Consider the following 15,280-nt stretch of genomic DNA (forward strand, 5'->3'; position numbering starts at 1 on the left):
CCGCAGGACGGTCGGCCGTTTCAGACGCTTTGGCATGCTGGTCCGGTGGGACGAGGGAGGGTGATGAGCACCGTACGAGGATTCGGTTCGTGGCTGCGCGCCACGGGGACGGAGCTGCTGGGATGGCTGCTCGTGGTGGCCGGCATCGCCGCGCTGGTGCTGCCCGGCCCCGGTCTGCTCATGGTGTTCGGGGGCCTCGCGGTCCTGTCCAACCGCTACGAGTGGGCGAGGCGGCGGGTCGAGCCGGTCAAGGCCAAGGCCTTCGAGGCTGCCCGCTACGGCGTCGCGACCTGGCCCAGGATCGCTCTGAGCGTCCTCGGCGCGCTCTCGGTGATGGCCTTCGGCGTCATCTGGTGGATGGCTCCGGCCGTCCCGACCGTGGGACCGCTCGGCCCGGAGCTGCCGTTCAGCGGGTGGGGCACCGGACTGAGCCTCATGATCTCCTCGGTCATCGCGCTGGGCCTGCTCGGCTTCAGCGTGGCGCGCTTCCGCTACGGCGGTGACGACGACGAACGGGTGGACGGTGACCTCGTGGAGGCCGAGCTGCTCGAGGCCGAGGTCGGTGATCGCGAGGACGGCCGACGCGATGCCGAGGACCGCTAGCCGAGGATCACTAGCCGCAGCACCGGAGGCCCCGGCCGCGCGGGCGGCGCTACTGCCAGAGCACCGCGATCAGCACGTTGAGGACTGCGAGCCCTCCGATCGCGTGCGCCATCCAGACCGGGGCGCGGTCGCCCTTGCGGGTGGCCGCGAACGCGAGCACGGTGACGACGATCGCGACGACCAGCTTGATGCCGATCTTGACGTGGTTCACGTCGAGGTCGTCCATCTCGCGGACGCCGACGAGCAGCAGACCGGTCACCAGAGCGGTCGCCGCGGCGTGCCAGACGCCCTTGGCGATCGGGACCGGGGTCCGCAGTCGTGATGCCCACGCCCCCACCACGAATGCCCAGGAAAGAAGGTGGATCGCGAGCAGGACGAGTCGAAGCGTCTCCATGGGCCGAACCATACTTGAGGCCATGGGGGATCAGATCAGTGAGGTGATGGGGCGGCTGCGACGCGAGGACTTCCTCCCGGACGACCAGAAGCGCTTCGCAGACCTGGACGAGCCGCTGCCGATCGGGTGGGGGCAGACCAGCTCGCAGCCGAGGACCGTCGCGGCGATGCTGCGGCTGCTCGACGTGTTGCCCGGCATGCGGGTCCTCGACGTCGGAGCCGGTTCTGGATGGACGACGGCACTTCTCGCGACCCTGGTCGGGGCAGAGGGTCAGGTCGTGGGGGTGGAGCTCGTCCCCCAGCTTCGCGTCCGCGCGACTGCGGCACTCGGGAGGCTGCATCTCGACCAGGCTCGGGTCGAGCTGGCGGAGCGGGGCGTCCTGGGATGGCCGGTCGACGCGCCGTACGACCGGGTGCTGGTGTCGGCGCAGGCGCGATCGCTCCCCACGCCTCTCCTCGAGCAGCTGGCAGAGCAGGGTGCCATGGTCGTCCCGGTTGCCGAGCGGATGACTCGTGTCGTCCGTCAGACGGACGAGGAGGTCGCCGTCAGCGAGCACGGGTCGTACCGCTTCGTGCCGCTGCTCGACTGGTGAGGCTCCCCGCTAGTCTTGGGCGGTGCGCCCCCGTAGCTCAGGGGATAGAGCACCGCTCTCCTAAAGCGGGTGTCGCTGGTTCGAATCCAGCCGGGGGCACGACTAGCGTGGGGTCGTGGACTCCTGGGGCGCCGTCGTCGGGGTGGTGGAGCTGCCCGACGGCCGACGTGTGCGGGGGACAGGCCTGCGCCGCCCTCGGCGCGGGGTCGCCCCGCCCGACTTCGCTGTCTACCTGCTCGGTCGTGACCCGCGGGTCAGCGACTGGCCCTATCGCTGGGTCCGTTGGCGCGACTTCGGTCTGCCGGCCTCGACCGTCGACGCCGTGACGGCGCTGCGATCGGCTCACGAGCGAGCAGCCGTCGAGCGTGTGGAGATCGCGTGCGGAGGCGGCGTCGGGCGGACCGGGACGGCGCTGGCCGCCCTTGCCGTCATGGGCGGACTGGACGTCGACGAGGCCGTGACGTGGGTACGCCGGCACTACCACCCGCGTGCGGTGGAGACCCGTCGGCAACGGCGGTGGATCGGGGGGTTGGTCACGCGGTGACGCAGGCTAGACCAGCCGCTTGTGCATCACGTGCAGACCCACGAGGCCTCGCGTCGCGTGGTCGAACGCCTCGGGGACGGTCCCGACGATCTCGAAGCCGAGGTCGCGCCACAGCGCGACGGCGGCCGTGTTGGTCTCCACCACCGCGTTGAACTGGATCGCGCGGTAGCCGGCCTCGCGTGCCCAGGAGATCATCTCGACGCCGAGCGCTCGCCCCACGCCTGCCCGGCGAACGGCGGATCCACCATGAAGCTGGCCGTCGCGACGTGCGCGCCGCGGCCGGGCCGGTTCGGTCCCATCGTGGCCGAGCCGATCACCACGCCCTCGTCGTCGACGGCCACCGTCGTACGACCCTGGGGCCGCTCCATCCACAGCTCCCGTGCCGACGCGAGGTCGAGGTCCAGGGGATAGGCGTAGGAGTCGCCGGAGTCGACGATGGTCGTGAAGAACGGCCAGATGGACGGCCAGTCGGCCTCGAGCGCCGGACGGATCTGCATCACGCCAGCATGTCGTACACGAGCGGTGCGACCTGCGTGCCGTACAGCTCGATGCACCGCAGGAGCTGGTCGTGCCGCATCGCGCCGTTGGCGTACTTGAGGTCGAAGCGGCTCACGCCGAGCGCGGCGGCGTTGCGAGCGATCTTGCGGGCGACCGTCTCCGGCGATCCGACGTACAGGGCGCCGTCGGGGCCCGCTGCCTGGGCGAACTCGTTGCGGCTCGGCGGCGGCCATCCTCGCTCTCGCCCGATCTGCGCGCGCTGTGCCATCCAGTGGTCGTGAAGCTCCTCGCGTGCCTGCTCGTCGCTCTCGGCCACGTAACCCGGGGAGTGCATCCCGACCGGGAGAGGGCCGACACCCTCCTCCGCGAGGCGGCGGCGGTAGTGGTCGGCGTACGGGACGAACTGCAGCGGTGGACCACCGATGATGGCGAGCATCATCGGGATCCGGTAGCGCACCGCGCGCTCGACCGAGGGCGGTGTGCCACCGACACCGATCCACGTGCGCAGCCGACCCGACTCGATCGGCGGATAGACGCGCTGGTCGGTCAACGGGGGACGGATCGTGCCCGACCACGTGACCGGCTTCTCCTCGAGCAGACGTGCGAACAGGTCCAGCTTCTCGTCGAACAGCACCTCGTAGTCGTCGAGGTCCAGCCCGAACAGCCCGAACGACTCGATGAACGAGCCACGGCCGAGGATCACCTCGGCGCGCCCGTTCGAGAGGGCGTCGAGCGTCGAGAAGCGCTCGTACACCCGGATCGGGTCGTCCGAGCTGAGGACCGTGACCGCGGAGCCGAGGCGGATGCGCTCGGTGCGACCGGCGACGGTCGCCAGCACGATGTCCGGCGCGGTGATGGCGAAGTCGGCGCGATGATGCTCACCGAGGCCGATGAACGCGAGCCCGACCTCGTCGGCGCGCACGGCCTGCTCCACCACCTGGCGAAGCACCACCGGGGCGGGCAGCGGCTCACCGCTAGAGTCGGCCGAGATGTCGCCGAACGTGTCGAGGCCCAGCTCGAGGTCGCTCACGAACCCGACACTAGCGCGGGGAACGAACGTCACGCGGGGCGCGTTCGTCCTGATGAGCCCGATCCCCAGACCGAGAGTGTGAGATGAGCTCAGGCAGTATCGACCCCCTTCCGGAACGGGTTCTGGGAGGGGGTGAACGGCGGTGGTGACGTTCTTGTCGCTGCTGGCCGGCGTCGTCGTCGTCCTCGCGATCACGGCGGTCACGGCGTACTTCGTGGCCCAGGAGTTCGCCTACATGTCCGTCGACCGCTCGGCCCTGCGGGCCGGGGCGGCGGACGGCTCGACCGCAGCCGAGCGTGCGCTCTCCGTGACGCGACGGACGTCGTTCATGCTCTCGGGAGCCCAGCTGGGCATCACGGTGACCGGTCTCCTCGTCGGGTACGTCGCCGAGCCCTTGATCGGCCAGGCGATCGGCGACCTTCTCGGTGGAGCCGACGTCCCGCGCGGTGTCGGCATCGCCGTCGGCACGGTGCTGGCCCTGGTGTTCTCGACGTTCGTGCAGATGCTGTTCGGTGAGCTCTTCCCGAAGAACCTCGCGATCGCCAGGCCCCAGCCGCTCGCGCTCGCGCTGGCGCGCTCGACGGTGCTCTACCTGAAGATCTTCGGCTGGCTCATCGCCGTCTTCGACCGCGCGTCCAACCTGCTGCTGCGGGCCCTGCGCATCGAGCCGGTGCACGACGTCGAGCACGCGGCGACCGTACGAGACCTCGCGCACATCGTGGCCGACTCCCGCGAGTCCGGTGACCTCTCGCCCCACCTGTCGGTCCTGCTCGACCGCATCCTCGACTTCCCTCACCGCGATGCCGAGCACGCGATGATCCCGCGCTCGCGTGTCGACACCTTGGGCCCGTCCGCCTCCCTGGCGGAGGTGCGCGCGAGGATGAGCCACGGACACTCCCGCTACCCCGTTCTCGGCGCGGACCAGGACGTCTTGGGTGTCGTCCACCTCGAGGACCTGCTCGTGCGCGACCGGAAGGATGCCCGGGCGAGCGCCGCAGACCTGATGCGCCGGCCACTGTTCGTGCCGACCTCCATGACGCTGCCCAACGTGCTCGACACCATGGTCGAGGGGAGCGAGCAGCTGGTGTGCGTGCTCGACGAGTACGGCGGCTTCGTCGGCGTCCTCACCTCCGAGGACCTCGCCGAGGAGCTGGTCGGAGAGATCGCCGACGAGCACGACCCCGTGGACGTCTTCGTCGAGTCCGTCGGTGACGGCATCTGGGTCACGGCCGGGGACCTGCCGCTGGACGAGCTGGCACGTCTCGTCGACCACGTCGTCCCCGATGGCGACTTCGAGACCGTCGCCGGCCTCGCGATCGCCTACCGAGGCGCGTTCCCCGAGGTTGGAGACTCGGTCGACGTGGTCCTGCCGCCAGACCCCGCCGAGCTCGCTCTCGACGACGACCCGCCGCGTGCTGTCCTGCGCCTGGTGGTGCTCGACGTCGGGCGCCACGTCCCGTCCCGACTGCGCGTGCAGGTGCTCGCGCCTCGTACGCCGGAGGTCGACCGATGAGCAGCCAACCCTGGGTCGTCGTGGTGGCGACCGTCGTCATCATCGCCCTCAGTGCGTTCTTCGTGGCGGTCGAGTTCGCTCTGCTGGCGGCCAAGCGGCACCGACTCGAGGATGCGGCGGCATCCAGCAGGTCGGCGCGCGCCGCCCTGCGCAGCTCCGCCGAGCTCACGATCGTCCTGGCGGGCTCGCAGCTCGGGATCACCGCGTGCACGTTGGCGCTCGGCGCCGTCACCAAGCCGGCCGTCCACCACGCGATCACCCCGGTGCTCGAGGCGTGGGGCATGCCCTTGTGGACCGCCGACGTCGCCTCCTTCGTGCTGGCGCTGGTGGTCGTGACGTTCCTCCACCTCGTCGTCGGCGAGATGGCCCCGAAGTCGTGGGCGATCGCGCACCCGGAACGCTCGGCGATCGCGCTGGCGATCCCCATGCGTGCGTTCATGACCGTCTTCCGACCCGTGCTGATCGGGCTCAACGCACTGGCCAACCGGTGCGTGCGAGCCGTGGGCGTCGAGCCGGTCGACGAGGCGGCCTCCGGTCAGGACCCGCGCGCACTGCGTCAGCTGCTCGAGCACTCGGCGAACGTCGGTGCGCTCGACGCGTCGTACTCGGCCCAGCTGTCGGGCGCCCTGGACCTCGACTCGACGACCCTCGGAGACCTGGTGCGCGACGCCGGCTCGACACCCACCTCCGTGCCGCGGGGAGCGACCGTCGCCGACGTGCAGGACGCCACCCGGCGGTCGGGGCACCTGCGCCTGCTCCTCGGTGACGGCGCAGACCTGCGTGAGGTCGTGCACGTCCGCGACACGTTGGACCTGCCGGCGGACGCTCCGGCCGCTCCGGTCGCTCGGCCGGTCCTCGCGCTGGCGGCGACGACGCCGCTGTCTCGAGCGCTGGCGCAGATGCGCGAGGGGCGCAACCACCTGGTGGTCGTGACGGGGCCGGACGAGAGCGCCGTCGGTGTCATCACCCTCGCCGACGTCCTCCGGATGCTGTTCCCAGGGACCGCGGTGGCGTGAGCGTCACCGTCACCGGACGCCGAAGACGCGGACCATCAGCGGGGTGTCCGCCCAGACGTGCGGGGCGACCGCGTGGTACGCCCACGCATGCACCCAGACGTTGCCCGTCCGTACGGTGAGCAGCGCCTTGAACATGCCGGGCAGCAGGTACTGGAGGACCAGGAGAGCCACGGACAGGACCGCCGCCGTGACCGACCGGTAGTCGGTCCAGCCGTCGAAGGCGTGGAGCGCGGCGTACGCCAGACCTCCGCAGACGACGGCGGTGGCGGCTGAGCCGCTCGCCCTCAGGACGAGGGGCACCACCAGCGCGGTGACCATCACCAAGGTCGGGAGCACCGTCCCCAGGAACGAGACGATCAGGGCGATCACGGATCCGACCGCCATCTGCCGGCCGGTGAGCGCGAAGAACGCGGCCCCGAACACGAGCATCTGGAACGCCGACTCCCAGACGAGGACGATCAGCACCACCCGGACGTCCGTCCCGCGGTCGTGGGAGTGGAACCACCGACGATCGAGCGATCCGCGCCGGGCGAACCACCAGAGCGGGACGACGACGTACGCAGTCACGTTGAACGTCACCCACGCCAGCACCGACCCCACCGTGGGTGTGGCGTCGCTGCTGTGGATCGATCCCGCGAGGTGGGAGCTGATCGCCGTGCCTCCGATCTGCTCACCGAGCACGGCGCCGACGATCTGAGCGACGACGGCGTACCCGGCGAGGAGCAGAAGATCGCCACGTGCCCGCGCTCGACCGGCCATGTCGCCGCGACCGGCCATCAGCCGGCCGGGGTGGCGCCGCGTGAGAAGGACGACGACGACGGAGAGAAGGGCGAGGTCGACCGCCACCACCGTCGTCGCGGTCAGCCTTTCGGCGGTGCTCCACGGCGCGTGGTGCCCGTCCCCCAGAGGGAGAGGGTCCCCTCCGAGCAGCACCAGGACCACCGCCGAGGCGATCCAGGCGGCCGCGGCAGCAGCGATCCACCGTCGGGGGTGGGTGAACACCCCAGGAGCCGGTGGGGCTGAGGTTTCCTGGCTCATCGGAGTCTCCCCGGCAACGTAGTAGTACGACCGTGCTAGATCCTGACCATCACAGGTGTGCTAGAAAATGTCAATGCCGAGGACCATCGACAGGCGGGAGCGTCACCACGCGCTGGGGCGAGCGGTGTGGCGGGTGATCGTGCGCGACGGCCTCGACCACGCGTCGGTGCGCAACGTCGCCGCCGAGGCAGGCCTGTCGACAGGGTCGCTCCGGCACTCGTTTGGATCTCACTCCGAGCTGCTCGGGTTCGCGCTCGAGCTGGTGGGTGACCGCATCGAGCGACGCATCGTCGGCGTCGACAGGAGTGCGGGCCCGCAGGTCTTCGTTCCGGCGATGATCGAGGAGATGCTGCCGCTCGACGACGAGCGCCGGGCCGAGTGCACGGTCTGGATCGCCTTCGCCGTCCGGTCGCTGACCGACCAGCACCTCGCGGAGCAGCGGGCCCTGACCAACCGCCGGCTGGAGCAGGCGTTCGGATCGATGGTCGACCACCTGGCCGGTGCCGGCCTGCTCGGCGCGGGGCGCGACCCTGCCCTGGAGGCCGAGCGGCTCTCCGCGCTCGTCGACGGGCTGATCGTGCACGGGCTCCTCGCGACGACCGACGACGCAGGACGGATGTCGCGGGCGGTCGTACGCGCGCACCTCGCCGATCTCGCCACACCCCCCGCTGCGACACCGTGAGCTCGCCCTCGCCGCGGGGAGCCGCGTCTGGGTCGCTCGCCCTGGTCCGGACAGCGATACTTCGGCCATGACCGAGAACCGGCCCGTCACGACGTGGCTCACCGACATGGACGGCGTCCTCGTCCGCGAGGAGGACGCGATCCCAGGCGCTGCGGAGTTCCTCCGCCGGCTCACCGAGTCGGGCTGCAAGTTCCTCGTGCTGACCAACAACTCGATCTACACGCCTCGCGACCTGAGGGCGCGGCTGGCCGAGTCGGGACTCGACGTCCCGGAGAAGAACATCTGGACCTCTGCGCTCGCGACCGCCAAGTTCCTCTCCGACCAGCGCCCGGGCGGCAGCGCGTACGTCGTCGGCGAGGCGGGCATGACCACGGCGCTGCACGAGGTCGGCTACGTGCTGACCCGGTCGCGCCCCGACTACGTGGTCCTCGGCGAGACGCGCACGTACTCCTTCGAGGCCATCACCGCCGCCATCCAGCTGATCGTCAAGGGCGCTCGCTTCATCGCCACGAACCCCGACTCCACCGGCCCGTCGCCGGCCGGCCCGCTCCCGGCGACCGGGTCCGTCGCTGCCCTGATCACCCGCGCGACCGGTGTGGCTCCGTACTTCGTCGGCAAGCCGAACCCGCTGATGATGCGCAACGCCCTCAACCGCATCGAGGCTCACTCCGAGACCACGGTCATGGTCGGCGACAGGATGGATACCGATGTGGTGTCGGGGATCGAGGCCGGCCTGCGAACCGTCCTCGTCCTCACCGGCTCGACCCGTCAGGAGCACATCGAGCGTTTCCCGTACCGTCCGACACGCGTCGTCGAGTCGATCGCCGACCTCGTGGACGACGTCGTCCCGCCCCCCAACGACCGGAGTGACCATGAGTGAGCGACGCACGATCCTGGACCCGCACGACCTCTACCGCGCGTCGGACGACCGCTACGCCGGCCCCGACGACGGCGGGCTCGCGTCGTTCCGCCGCTGCGGACGCTCGGGCCTCCAGCTGCCGGCGGTCTCGCTGGGCCTGTGGCACAACTTCGGTGACGACAAGCCGCTGGCCACCCAACGGGCGATCCTTCGCCGTGCCTTCGACCTTGGCGTGACGCACTTCGACCTCGCCAACAACTACGGACCCCCGTACGGCGCGGCGGAGAAGAACTTCGGGCGGATCCTCGCCGAGGACTTCGCGCCGTACCGCAACGAGCTCGTGATCTCGACCAAGGCAGGCTGGGACATGTGGCCCGGACCGTACGGGTTCCTCGGCTCCAGGAAGTACCTCCTCTCCAGCCTCGACGACTCCCTGCAGCGGATGGGTCTCGACCACGTCGACATCTTCTACAGCCACCGCTTCGACCCGCACACCCCGCTGGAGGAGACCATGGGGGCGCTCGACGCCGCGGTCCGTGCCGGCAAGGCGCGCTACGTCGGGATCAGCTCGTACGGCCCGGAGCGCACCCGCGAGGCGGTCGAGATCCTCCGCGGTCTCGGGACCCCGCTGCTCATCCACCAGCCGTCGTACTCGATGCTCAACCGCTGGGTCGAGGACGGGCTCCTCGACGAGCTGGAGGACGCCGGCGTCGGGTGCATCGCCTTCTCGCCCCTCGCGCAGGGGGTCCTGACCAACCGCTACCTCGACGGCGTCCCGGCCGGGTCGAGGGCCGCGGAGGACAAGTCGCTCGACCCGCAGATGATCGAGGAGAACCTCGCCCACGTCCGAGCCCTCGACGGCATCGCCCGGGAGCGGGGCCAGACCCTGGCGCAGATGGCGATCGCGTGGGTGCTCCGGGACTCGCGGGTGACCTCCGCGCTCGTCGGCGCGTCCAGCGTGACGCAGCTCGAGGACAGTCTCGGCGCGCTCAAGACGCTCGACTTCGACGACGACGAGATCCGACGGATCGACGAGCACGCGGTGAACGGGAATCTCAACATCTGGGCGGGCTCGAGCGACGCCTGAGCCTCCTGCGGTGACGATCTTCGACCCGTCCGTTATCCTTTTGTGATGGAACCCCCCCGTTCGTGGCCCGATCTGCCCCGGACAGCACCTGGAGCAGCACCACGGTGAGAGTCTTCGTCACAGGCGGCACCGGAGTGATGGGTCGCTCCGTGACCGCAGCCCTCCAGGGCGCCGGTCACGAGGTCGTCGCCCTCGCCCGCAGCGATGACAATGCCGCGACCCACCGGGCGCGTGGCATCGCCTCCGTCCGGGCGAGCCTGTTCGACCGCGCTGGTCTCGTCGACGCCATGCGAGGCTGCCAGGCCGTCGCCAACCTCGCCACGCACATGCCCGTCGGCACCACCGGCATCAGGCCCGGTGCGTGGAAGTCGAACGACCGCATCCACGTCGAGGGCTCTCGCAACGTCGCCGAGGCCGCAGCGGAGGCCGGTGTCACGAGACTGGTCCAGGAGAGCGTCTCGTTCGTGTACGCCGACCACGGCAACCGGTTGATCGACGAGGACAGCCCCATCGCCGTGTCGTGCGCCGCGGAGCCCGTCGTCCTTGCCGAGACCCACGCCGACCAGTTCGCGTCAGCGCACCGGGCGGCCGTGGTCCTCCGGTTCGGGACGATCGTCGGCGACGACGCGGTCACCCGGTGGCGTCTGGCCCGCGCGCGCGCCGGCCAGGCGGTCGGCATGGGCAGACCGCAGTCATGGACCCACGTCGTCCACCCCGACGACATCGGGGGCGCGGTGCTCGCCGCCCTCGACGCGCCGTCGGGCACCTACAACGTCGGGGCGGAGCCAGTCCGTCGCAGCGAGCTGGTCGCTGCGTTCGCCGAGGCGGTGGGGCAGGAGCAGGCGGGGTTCTACCGACGCCTCGTGCTCCGTCTCGGCGGGGACCGCCTCGAGTGGCTGACGCGGTCGCAGCGGGTCAGCTCCGAGCGGTTCCATCGCGCGACCGGATGGACACCCGCCCACCCGCGGTTCGACGCCGGGTGGCTCGCACCGATGGTGATGGAGGCCGCGAGTGCCTGAGGACGCCCCTGGTCCTGACCGGACGTCTCGGCAGACGTCCGAGGTCCGCACGGCCGAGCAGGCGCGCCAGCGACGTCTCCGAGCAGCCCGCCTGCTCGGAGACATCGTCCCGGCGACGACCCGCGACGAGACCGCCGAGGGATGGAGCGAGCGCGAGGGCGGCCGTGACGAGGAGATGCGCCGAGACGTCCCGCCGCACCACGGCGGCTGACTGACGACCTTCGTCGGTCAGGCGTCGGGCGTGCCGCTCGGGCGGTTGCTCGGTCCGTCACTCGGGCGGTTGCGGCCTTCGCGGCTCAGGCGCAGCTCGTCCCGGATGTCGCGCAGCAGCGCCACGTCCTCGGGCGGGGGCGCGTCGTCGCTCGGCTTGGCGAACCGCTCTCGGAACCTGTTCATCGGCAGCACGATGAGGAAATACAGCACCGCGGCGATGATCAGGAAGTTGATCACCGCGGTGATGAACGCGCCGACGTCGACGAACGTGTCCTTTCCGGAGCCGGTGAGCTGGAAGCCCAGCCCGTTGGCGTCCGTCCCACCGATCGCTGCCAGGAGGGGATCGATGAAGGACGCGGTGAAGGCGGTCACCAGCTGGGTGACGGCTGTGCCCATGACGACCGCGACCGCGAGGTCCACGACGTTGCCGCGCATGATGAACTCTTTGAACCCTGCGACCATCCCGGCCATGCGGAGCCTCCCGTGAATGCGGTGGTGTGACGCACCAACCTCACCACAATCGGCCCCCCTGGGGCGACCCGTCGGCCCCCTCAGACGACCACGGTCACCGACAGGTGCCAGGAGACGCCGGCACCGGAGAGCGTCCGCGCGGTCGTCGCATCCACGGCGAGGACCAGCACGGCGCGGTCGTCGCCCTCGGCCGCGGGGAGCGCTGCGACCTGCGCTCTCCGGGCGAGCACTCGTGGCGGCGCGCTGCCGCGGGGGTCGGTGCCCACCACGTCCACGCTGTCGCCCACGCGCACCGGCGTCACCGTCGCCGGGTCAGCGAGCCGCACGCTGACCAGGGCGGTGCCACGACGGTAACCCTCGAGGAGACCAGGCCCGACGACGGAGAACCGGGTGAGGACCGCTCCGTCCGGGACCGGAGCCGCGACCACGCGTCCGTGGGCCTCCTCGAGCGACGAGAGCGCCTCGGCAGGCGCGAGGTCGGTGGGCACCGCGACCTGCTCGACCTCGCCAGGGCCCAGCCGGCTCCCGGACCTCAAAGTCTCTGTCGCAACCAGGACCGTCGCGGTCGGACCGGGATCAGGGCGCGCCGCGTGGATGGCCACGAGGACCGACGCCGCCGCGCAGGCAGCCGCGAGAGGGCGGCGGTGAGTCCGGATGCGACGGCGCCACGGTCCCAGGACGTCGAGAAGGCGCGAGGCGGGCATGACCGCACTCTGGCGCGACGACGGTGGCGCCCGTCACCACCGTCCACAGCCGCCGACAGTCGCGCACCCCGTCTCCACAGGGAGACGGGGTGCGGACGAGGTGGTCGGGTCAGGCGGTCGTCTTGGCGGGGCTGGTGGTCGACGACGAGGTGGTCGACGACGAGGTGCTCGACGAGGACGCGGTGTCGGTCGTGGTGCCTGACGAGCCGCTTCCCCCGTCGCTCGACGAGGACGACGGTGTCGCCGGTGAGGCGCTCGAGGAGGTCGAGCGGCTGTCGTTGCGGTAGAACCCGCTGCCCTTGAAGACGACACCCACCGCGTTGAACACCTTGCGCAGGCGTCCCTCGCAGGACGGGCACACCGTCAGGGCGTCGTCGGTGAAGCTCTGCTGCACCTCCAGCGGTTCGCCGCAGTCGGTGCACTGGTACTGGTAAGTCGGCACGGTCGTTCCTTCTGGCGCTCGCGCGTACGGCCGCCCCGGGCGGGCAGCCGTACCGATTCCAGCGCCCATTGTGCGGGGCGCCACCTGGGAGAACAACGTCGGCCCCACCTGAGATTCCCTGGCGCCCCGCTACGCTGGTTCTCTGATGACCGAGTGGTTACTCCTTCTCACCTCCTTCCTCCTCATGCTCGCCTGTGGCGTCTTCGTCGCCGCCGAATTCTCCTTCGTCACCGTCGACCGGCCCTCGGTCGAGCGCGCCGCCGCCGCCGGCGACAAGCGGGCCGTGGGTCTGCTCGGCGGGCTTCGGACGCTGTCGACCCAGCTGAGCAGCGCCCAGCTGGGCATCACGATCACCAACCTGGTGATCGGCTTCCTCGCCGAGCCGGCGATCGGCCAGCTCCTGCGCGGGCCGCTCGAGGGAGCGGGGATCACCGGCGGTTCGCTGTCGGCGACGTCCTACCTGGTGGCGCTCCTGCTCAGCACCTTCGTCACGATGCTCGTGGGCGAGCTGATCCCCAAGAACCTCGCGCTCACCGCGCCGATGGCCACCGCTCGTGCCGTGCAAGGCCTTCAGCGCGGGTTCACGACCGCGATGGCGCTGCCCATCCGCGCTCTGAACGGGTCCGCCAACGCGCTGCTCCGCAGCATCGGCATCGAGCCGCAGGAGGAGTTGCGGTCGGCGCGCTCGCCGTACGAGCTCAGCTCGCTGGTGCGGCGGTCGGCCGACGAGGGCGCGCTGGACCGTCCGACGGCCGACCTAGTCGCCCGGTCGATCGAGTTCGGTGACCGCACGGCCGCCGACGTCCGGACGCCACGGGTCCGGGTGAAGTTCCTCGACCGCCGCGACACCGCGCAGGACCTCGTCGACGCCGTGCGGTCCTCAGGGCACTCGCGCTTCCCGGTGATCGGCGAGAACCTCGACGACCTCGTCGGCGTCGTCCACGTCAAGGACGCGGTCTCCGTACCCCCCGACCGACGGCGCACGGTCCGCCTCGCGGAGCTCGCGTCGCCCGCACTGACGGTCCCGGACTCGATCGAGCTGGATCCGCTGCTGGTCCTGCTGCGCGAGCAGCGGCTCCAGATCGCGGTCGTGCTCGACGAGTACGGCGGGACCGACGGCGTCGTGACGCTGGAGGACCTCGTCGAGGAGCTCGTCGGCGACATCTCCGACGAGCACGACCGCGCGTCGGCGCAGCTGCGGTCACGGCCCGACGGCACCTGGGTGCTGTCGGGGATGCTGCGTCCCGACGAGGTGCGTGCGCAGACCGGCGTGCCGTTGCCGGAGGGCGACGACTACGAGACGGTCGCCGGCCTGATCGTGCAGCACCTCGGCCGACTGGCGACGGTCGGTGACGTGGTCTCGCTCGTGGTGCCCGTGGTCGCGGGCGAGCAGGTGACCACCGTCGCGGTCCGGCTGCGGGTCGACCGGATGGACGGTCGTCGGATCGACCGCGTCATCCTCGTCGTCGACGCGGACCCGGTCGACGACGACGAGGAGGACGGCCGATGAACCCCCTGCTCGCGATCCTCCTCGTCATCGTGCTGCTCGCCCTCAACGCGCTCTTCGTCGCCGCCGAGTTCGCGTTGATCTCCGCGCGCCGCACCCAGCTGGAGCCGAAGGCGCGCGCGGGCTCGAGACCCGCCAGGCTGGCGATCCGCGCGATGCAGCGGGTCAGCCTCGCGATGGCCGCCGCGCAGCTCGGCATCACGCTCTGCTCCCTCGGGCTCGGTGCCGTCGGCGAGCCCGCCATCGCGCACCTGTTCGAGCCGCTCTTCGAGGCGCTCGCCGTACCCCACGCGCTCGTCCACCCGATCTCTTTCGTGATCGCGATGGCGATCGTCACCTACCTGCACGTCGTGCTGGGCGAGATGGTCCCGAAGAACATCGCACTGGCCGGTCCCGACCGGGCCGTGCTGTGGCTCGGACCGTTCATGCTCGGGATGATCTGGTTGCTGAAGCCGTTCGTCGTCGCGCTGAACGCGATCGCCAACGGTGCCGTCCGCCTGGCCCGTCTCGAGCCGAAGGACGAGGTCGGCAGCACCTTCACCTCCGACGAGGTCGCCGGTCTGATCGACGAGTCGCACCGCGAGGGTCTGCTCGACTCCGAGGAGTACGAGCTGGTGTCCGGAGCGCTCGGCTTCGAGGCGGGCACGGTGGAGCGGGTCCTGCTGCCACGCGGCGAGCTCGTCGCGGTCCCGGTCGGGGCGACCCGCGCCGACGTCGAGGAGGCCTGCGCCCGGACGGGCTACTCGCGCTTCCCGGTGACCGACTCCCACGACGCGCTCGTCGGCTACCTGCACATCAAGGACGCGCTCGAGGTCTCGGAGGCGACACGCCCGATCCCGGCGAAGTGGATCCGCCCGCTCGGCTCCGTACGCCGAGGGTCGCGGCTCTACGACGCTCTCCGCCTGATGCAGCAGAGAGGCGCCCACATGGCCCGTGTGGTGGGCGACGACGGCGCCGAGCTGGGGGTCGTGATGCTCGAGGACGTCCTCGAGGAGCTGGTCGGAGAAGTCCGCGCCGAGGTCCGTGACCCGTCCCGCCGTGCCGGCGGAGGGACGTGAGCGGCACAAT

20 protein-coding genes and 1 tRNA gene are annotated in these 15,280 nt (G+C 70.9%); 13 read left to right on the forward strand and 8 right to left on the reverse strand.

Going from position 1 to position 15,280, the window contains the following annotated elements:
* The first annotated feature begins 63 nt into the window (after nucleotides 1-63).
* On the forward strand, nucleotides 64-603 hold the full coding sequence (locus tag KV100_RS13605) for a PGPGW domain-containing protein (RefSeq protein ID WP_220343563.1): 540 nt from the start codon (nucleotides 64-66) through the stop codon (nucleotides 601-603).
* A gap of 49 nt (nucleotides 604-652) precedes the next feature.
* Here the strand turns inward: KV100_RS13605 and KV100_RS13610 are convergent, their stop codons facing one another.
* On the reverse strand, nucleotides 653-997 hold the full coding sequence (locus KV100_RS13610; protein ID WP_220343564.1) for a hypothetical protein: 345 nt from the start codon (nucleotides 995-997) through the stop codon (nucleotides 653-655).
* A gap of 22 nt (nucleotides 998-1,019) precedes the next feature.
* On the opposite strand from KV100_RS13610, the gene KV100_RS13615 reads away from it, so the two are divergent.
* The 3 genes from KV100_RS13615 (at nucleotide 1,020) to KV100_RS13625 (ending at nucleotide 2,133) form a co-directional block, all read left to right on the forward strand.
* On the forward strand, nucleotides 1,020-1,589 hold the full coding sequence (locus KV100_RS13615; protein WP_220343565.1) for a protein-L-isoaspartate O-methyltransferase: 570 nt from the start codon (nucleotides 1,020-1,022) through the stop codon (nucleotides 1,587-1,589).
* Between the two features lie 26 nt (nucleotides 1,590-1,615).
* Nucleotides 1,616-1,688: transfer RNA gene (locus KV100_RS13620), tRNA-Arg, on the forward strand.
* A 16-nt stretch (nucleotides 1,689-1,704) separates the two neighbouring features.
* Entirely contained in the window at nucleotides 1,705-2,133 is a 429-nt protein-coding gene (locus KV100_RS13625; RefSeq protein WP_220343566.1) for a protein-tyrosine phosphatase family protein, read from the forward strand.
* 6 nt (nucleotides 2,134-2,139) lie between these two features.
* Here the strand turns inward: KV100_RS13625 and KV100_RS19670 are convergent, their stop codons facing one another.
* From KV100_RS19670 to KV100_RS13635, 3 genes are read right to left on the reverse strand one after another with little or no spacing between them, the layout of a single operon-like run.
* Nucleotides 2,140-2,328: a GNAT family N-acetyltransferase gene (locus KV100_RS19670; RefSeq protein ID WP_255566143.1), complete on the reverse strand. Its 189-nt coding sequence runs from the start codon at nucleotides 2,326-2,328 to the stop codon at nucleotides 2,140-2,142.
* Nucleotides 2,325-2,630, reverse strand: a complete 306-nt coding sequence (locus KV100_RS19675) for a GNAT family N-acetyltransferase (RefSeq protein WP_255566144.1) — start codon at nucleotides 2,628-2,630, stop codon at nucleotides 2,325-2,327. Before KV100_RS19675 ends, KV100_RS19670 begins: the two co-directional genes overlap by 4 nt.
* Nucleotides 2,630-3,661 (reverse strand): LLM class flavin-dependent oxidoreductase, encoded by a 1,032-nt coding sequence (locus KV100_RS13635; RefSeq protein WP_220343567.1) that lies wholly within the window; start codon nucleotides 3,659-3,661, stop codon nucleotides 2,630-2,632. The genes KV100_RS19675 and KV100_RS13635 overlap by 1 nt, the downstream gene beginning before the upstream one ends.
* Before the next feature lie 142 nt (nucleotides 3,662-3,803).
* Here KV100_RS13635 and KV100_RS13640 point away from each other — a divergent pair, with 142 nt between their 5' ends.
* Nucleotides 3,804-5,174: a hemolysin family protein gene (locus tag KV100_RS13640; RefSeq protein WP_220343568.1), complete on the forward strand. Its 1,371-nt coding sequence runs from the start codon at nucleotides 3,804-3,806 to the stop codon at nucleotides 5,172-5,174.
* On the forward strand, nucleotides 5,171-6,190 hold the full coding sequence (locus tag KV100_RS13645) for a CNNM domain-containing protein (RefSeq protein WP_220343569.1): 1,020 nt from the start codon (nucleotides 5,171-5,173) through the stop codon (nucleotides 6,188-6,190). Before KV100_RS13640 ends, KV100_RS13645 begins: the two co-directional genes overlap by 4 nt.
* 9 nt (nucleotides 6,191-6,199) lie before the next feature.
* On the opposite strand, the gene KV100_RS13650 is transcribed toward KV100_RS13645, so the two are convergent.
* Entirely contained in the window at nucleotides 6,200-7,228 is a 1,029-nt protein-coding gene (locus KV100_RS13650; RefSeq protein WP_220343570.1) for a hypothetical protein, read from the reverse strand.
* A gap of 73 nt (nucleotides 7,229-7,301) precedes the next feature.
* Between KV100_RS13650 and KV100_RS13655 the strand changes: the two genes are divergently transcribed.
* The 5 genes from KV100_RS13655 to KV100_RS13675 all read left to right on the forward strand — a co-directional run bounded on the left by KV100_RS13655 (nucleotide 7,302) and on the right by KV100_RS13675 (nucleotide 11,086).
* Entirely contained in the window at nucleotides 7,302-7,910 is a 609-nt protein-coding gene (locus KV100_RS13655) for a TetR/AcrR family transcriptional regulator (RefSeq protein WP_220343571.1), read from the forward strand.
* Complete coding sequence (locus KV100_RS13660; RefSeq protein WP_374226668.1) at nucleotides 7,897-8,790, forward strand: HAD-IIA family hydrolase; 894 nt, start codon at nucleotides 7,897-7,899, stop codon at nucleotides 8,788-8,790. The genes KV100_RS13655 and KV100_RS13660 overlap by 14 nt, the downstream gene beginning before the upstream one ends.
* Complete coding sequence (gene mgrA, locus KV100_RS13665) at nucleotides 8,783-9,856, forward strand: L-glyceraldehyde 3-phosphate reductase (protein WP_220343573.1); 1,074 nt, start codon at nucleotides 8,783-8,785, stop codon at nucleotides 9,854-9,856. The genes KV100_RS13660 and mgrA overlap by 8 nt, the downstream gene beginning before the upstream one ends.
* A 104-nt stretch (nucleotides 9,857-9,960) precedes the next feature.
* Entirely contained in the window at nucleotides 9,961-10,875 is a 915-nt protein-coding gene (locus tag KV100_RS13670; protein WP_301022296.1) for an NAD(P)-dependent oxidoreductase, read from the forward strand.
* Complete coding sequence (locus KV100_RS13675) at nucleotides 10,868-11,086, forward strand: hypothetical protein (RefSeq protein ID WP_220343575.1); 219 nt, start codon at nucleotides 10,868-10,870, stop codon at nucleotides 11,084-11,086. Before KV100_RS13670 ends, KV100_RS13675 begins: the two co-directional genes overlap by 8 nt.
* A gap of 17 nt (nucleotides 11,087-11,103) precedes the next feature.
* Here the strand turns inward: KV100_RS13675 and mscL are convergent, their stop codons facing one another.
* The 3 genes from mscL to KV100_RS13690 form a co-directional block, all read right to left on the reverse strand.
* Nucleotides 11,104-11,559 (reverse strand): large conductance mechanosensitive channel protein MscL, encoded by a 456-nt coding sequence (mscL, locus tag KV100_RS13680; protein ID WP_255560606.1) that lies wholly within the window; start codon nucleotides 11,557-11,559, stop codon nucleotides 11,104-11,106.
* An 80-nt stretch (nucleotides 11,560-11,639) separates the two neighbouring features.
* Nucleotides 11,640-12,263 carry an SAF domain-containing protein gene (locus KV100_RS13685; protein ID WP_220343576.1) on the reverse strand — a complete coding sequence of 208 codons (624 nt, stop codon included), beginning with the start codon at nucleotides 12,261-12,263 and terminating at the stop codon, nucleotides 11,640-11,642.
* A 109-nt stretch (nucleotides 12,264-12,372) separates the two neighbouring features.
* Nucleotides 12,373-12,705, reverse strand: a complete 333-nt coding sequence (locus KV100_RS13690; RefSeq protein ID WP_220343577.1) for an FmdB family zinc ribbon protein — start codon at nucleotides 12,703-12,705, stop codon at nucleotides 12,373-12,375.
* A 145-nt stretch (nucleotides 12,706-12,850) separates the two neighbouring features.
* Here KV100_RS13690 and KV100_RS13695 point away from each other — a divergent pair, with 145 nt between their 5' ends.
* Nucleotides 12,851-14,215: a hemolysin family protein gene (locus KV100_RS13695; protein WP_220343578.1), complete on the forward strand. Its 1,365-nt coding sequence runs from the start codon at nucleotides 12,851-12,853 to the stop codon at nucleotides 14,213-14,215.
* Complete coding sequence (locus tag KV100_RS13700) at nucleotides 14,212-15,270, forward strand: hemolysin family protein (protein WP_220343579.1); 1,059 nt, start codon at nucleotides 14,212-14,214, stop codon at nucleotides 15,268-15,270. The genes KV100_RS13695 and KV100_RS13700 overlap by 4 nt, the downstream gene beginning before the upstream one ends.
* Nucleotides 15,271-15,280: the final 10 nt, after the last annotated feature.

This window comes from Mumia sp. zg.B21, from assembly GCF_019550855.1.
Taxonomy (GTDB): domain Bacteria; phylum Actinomycetota; class Actinomycetes; order Propionibacteriales; family Nocardioidaceae; genus Mumia.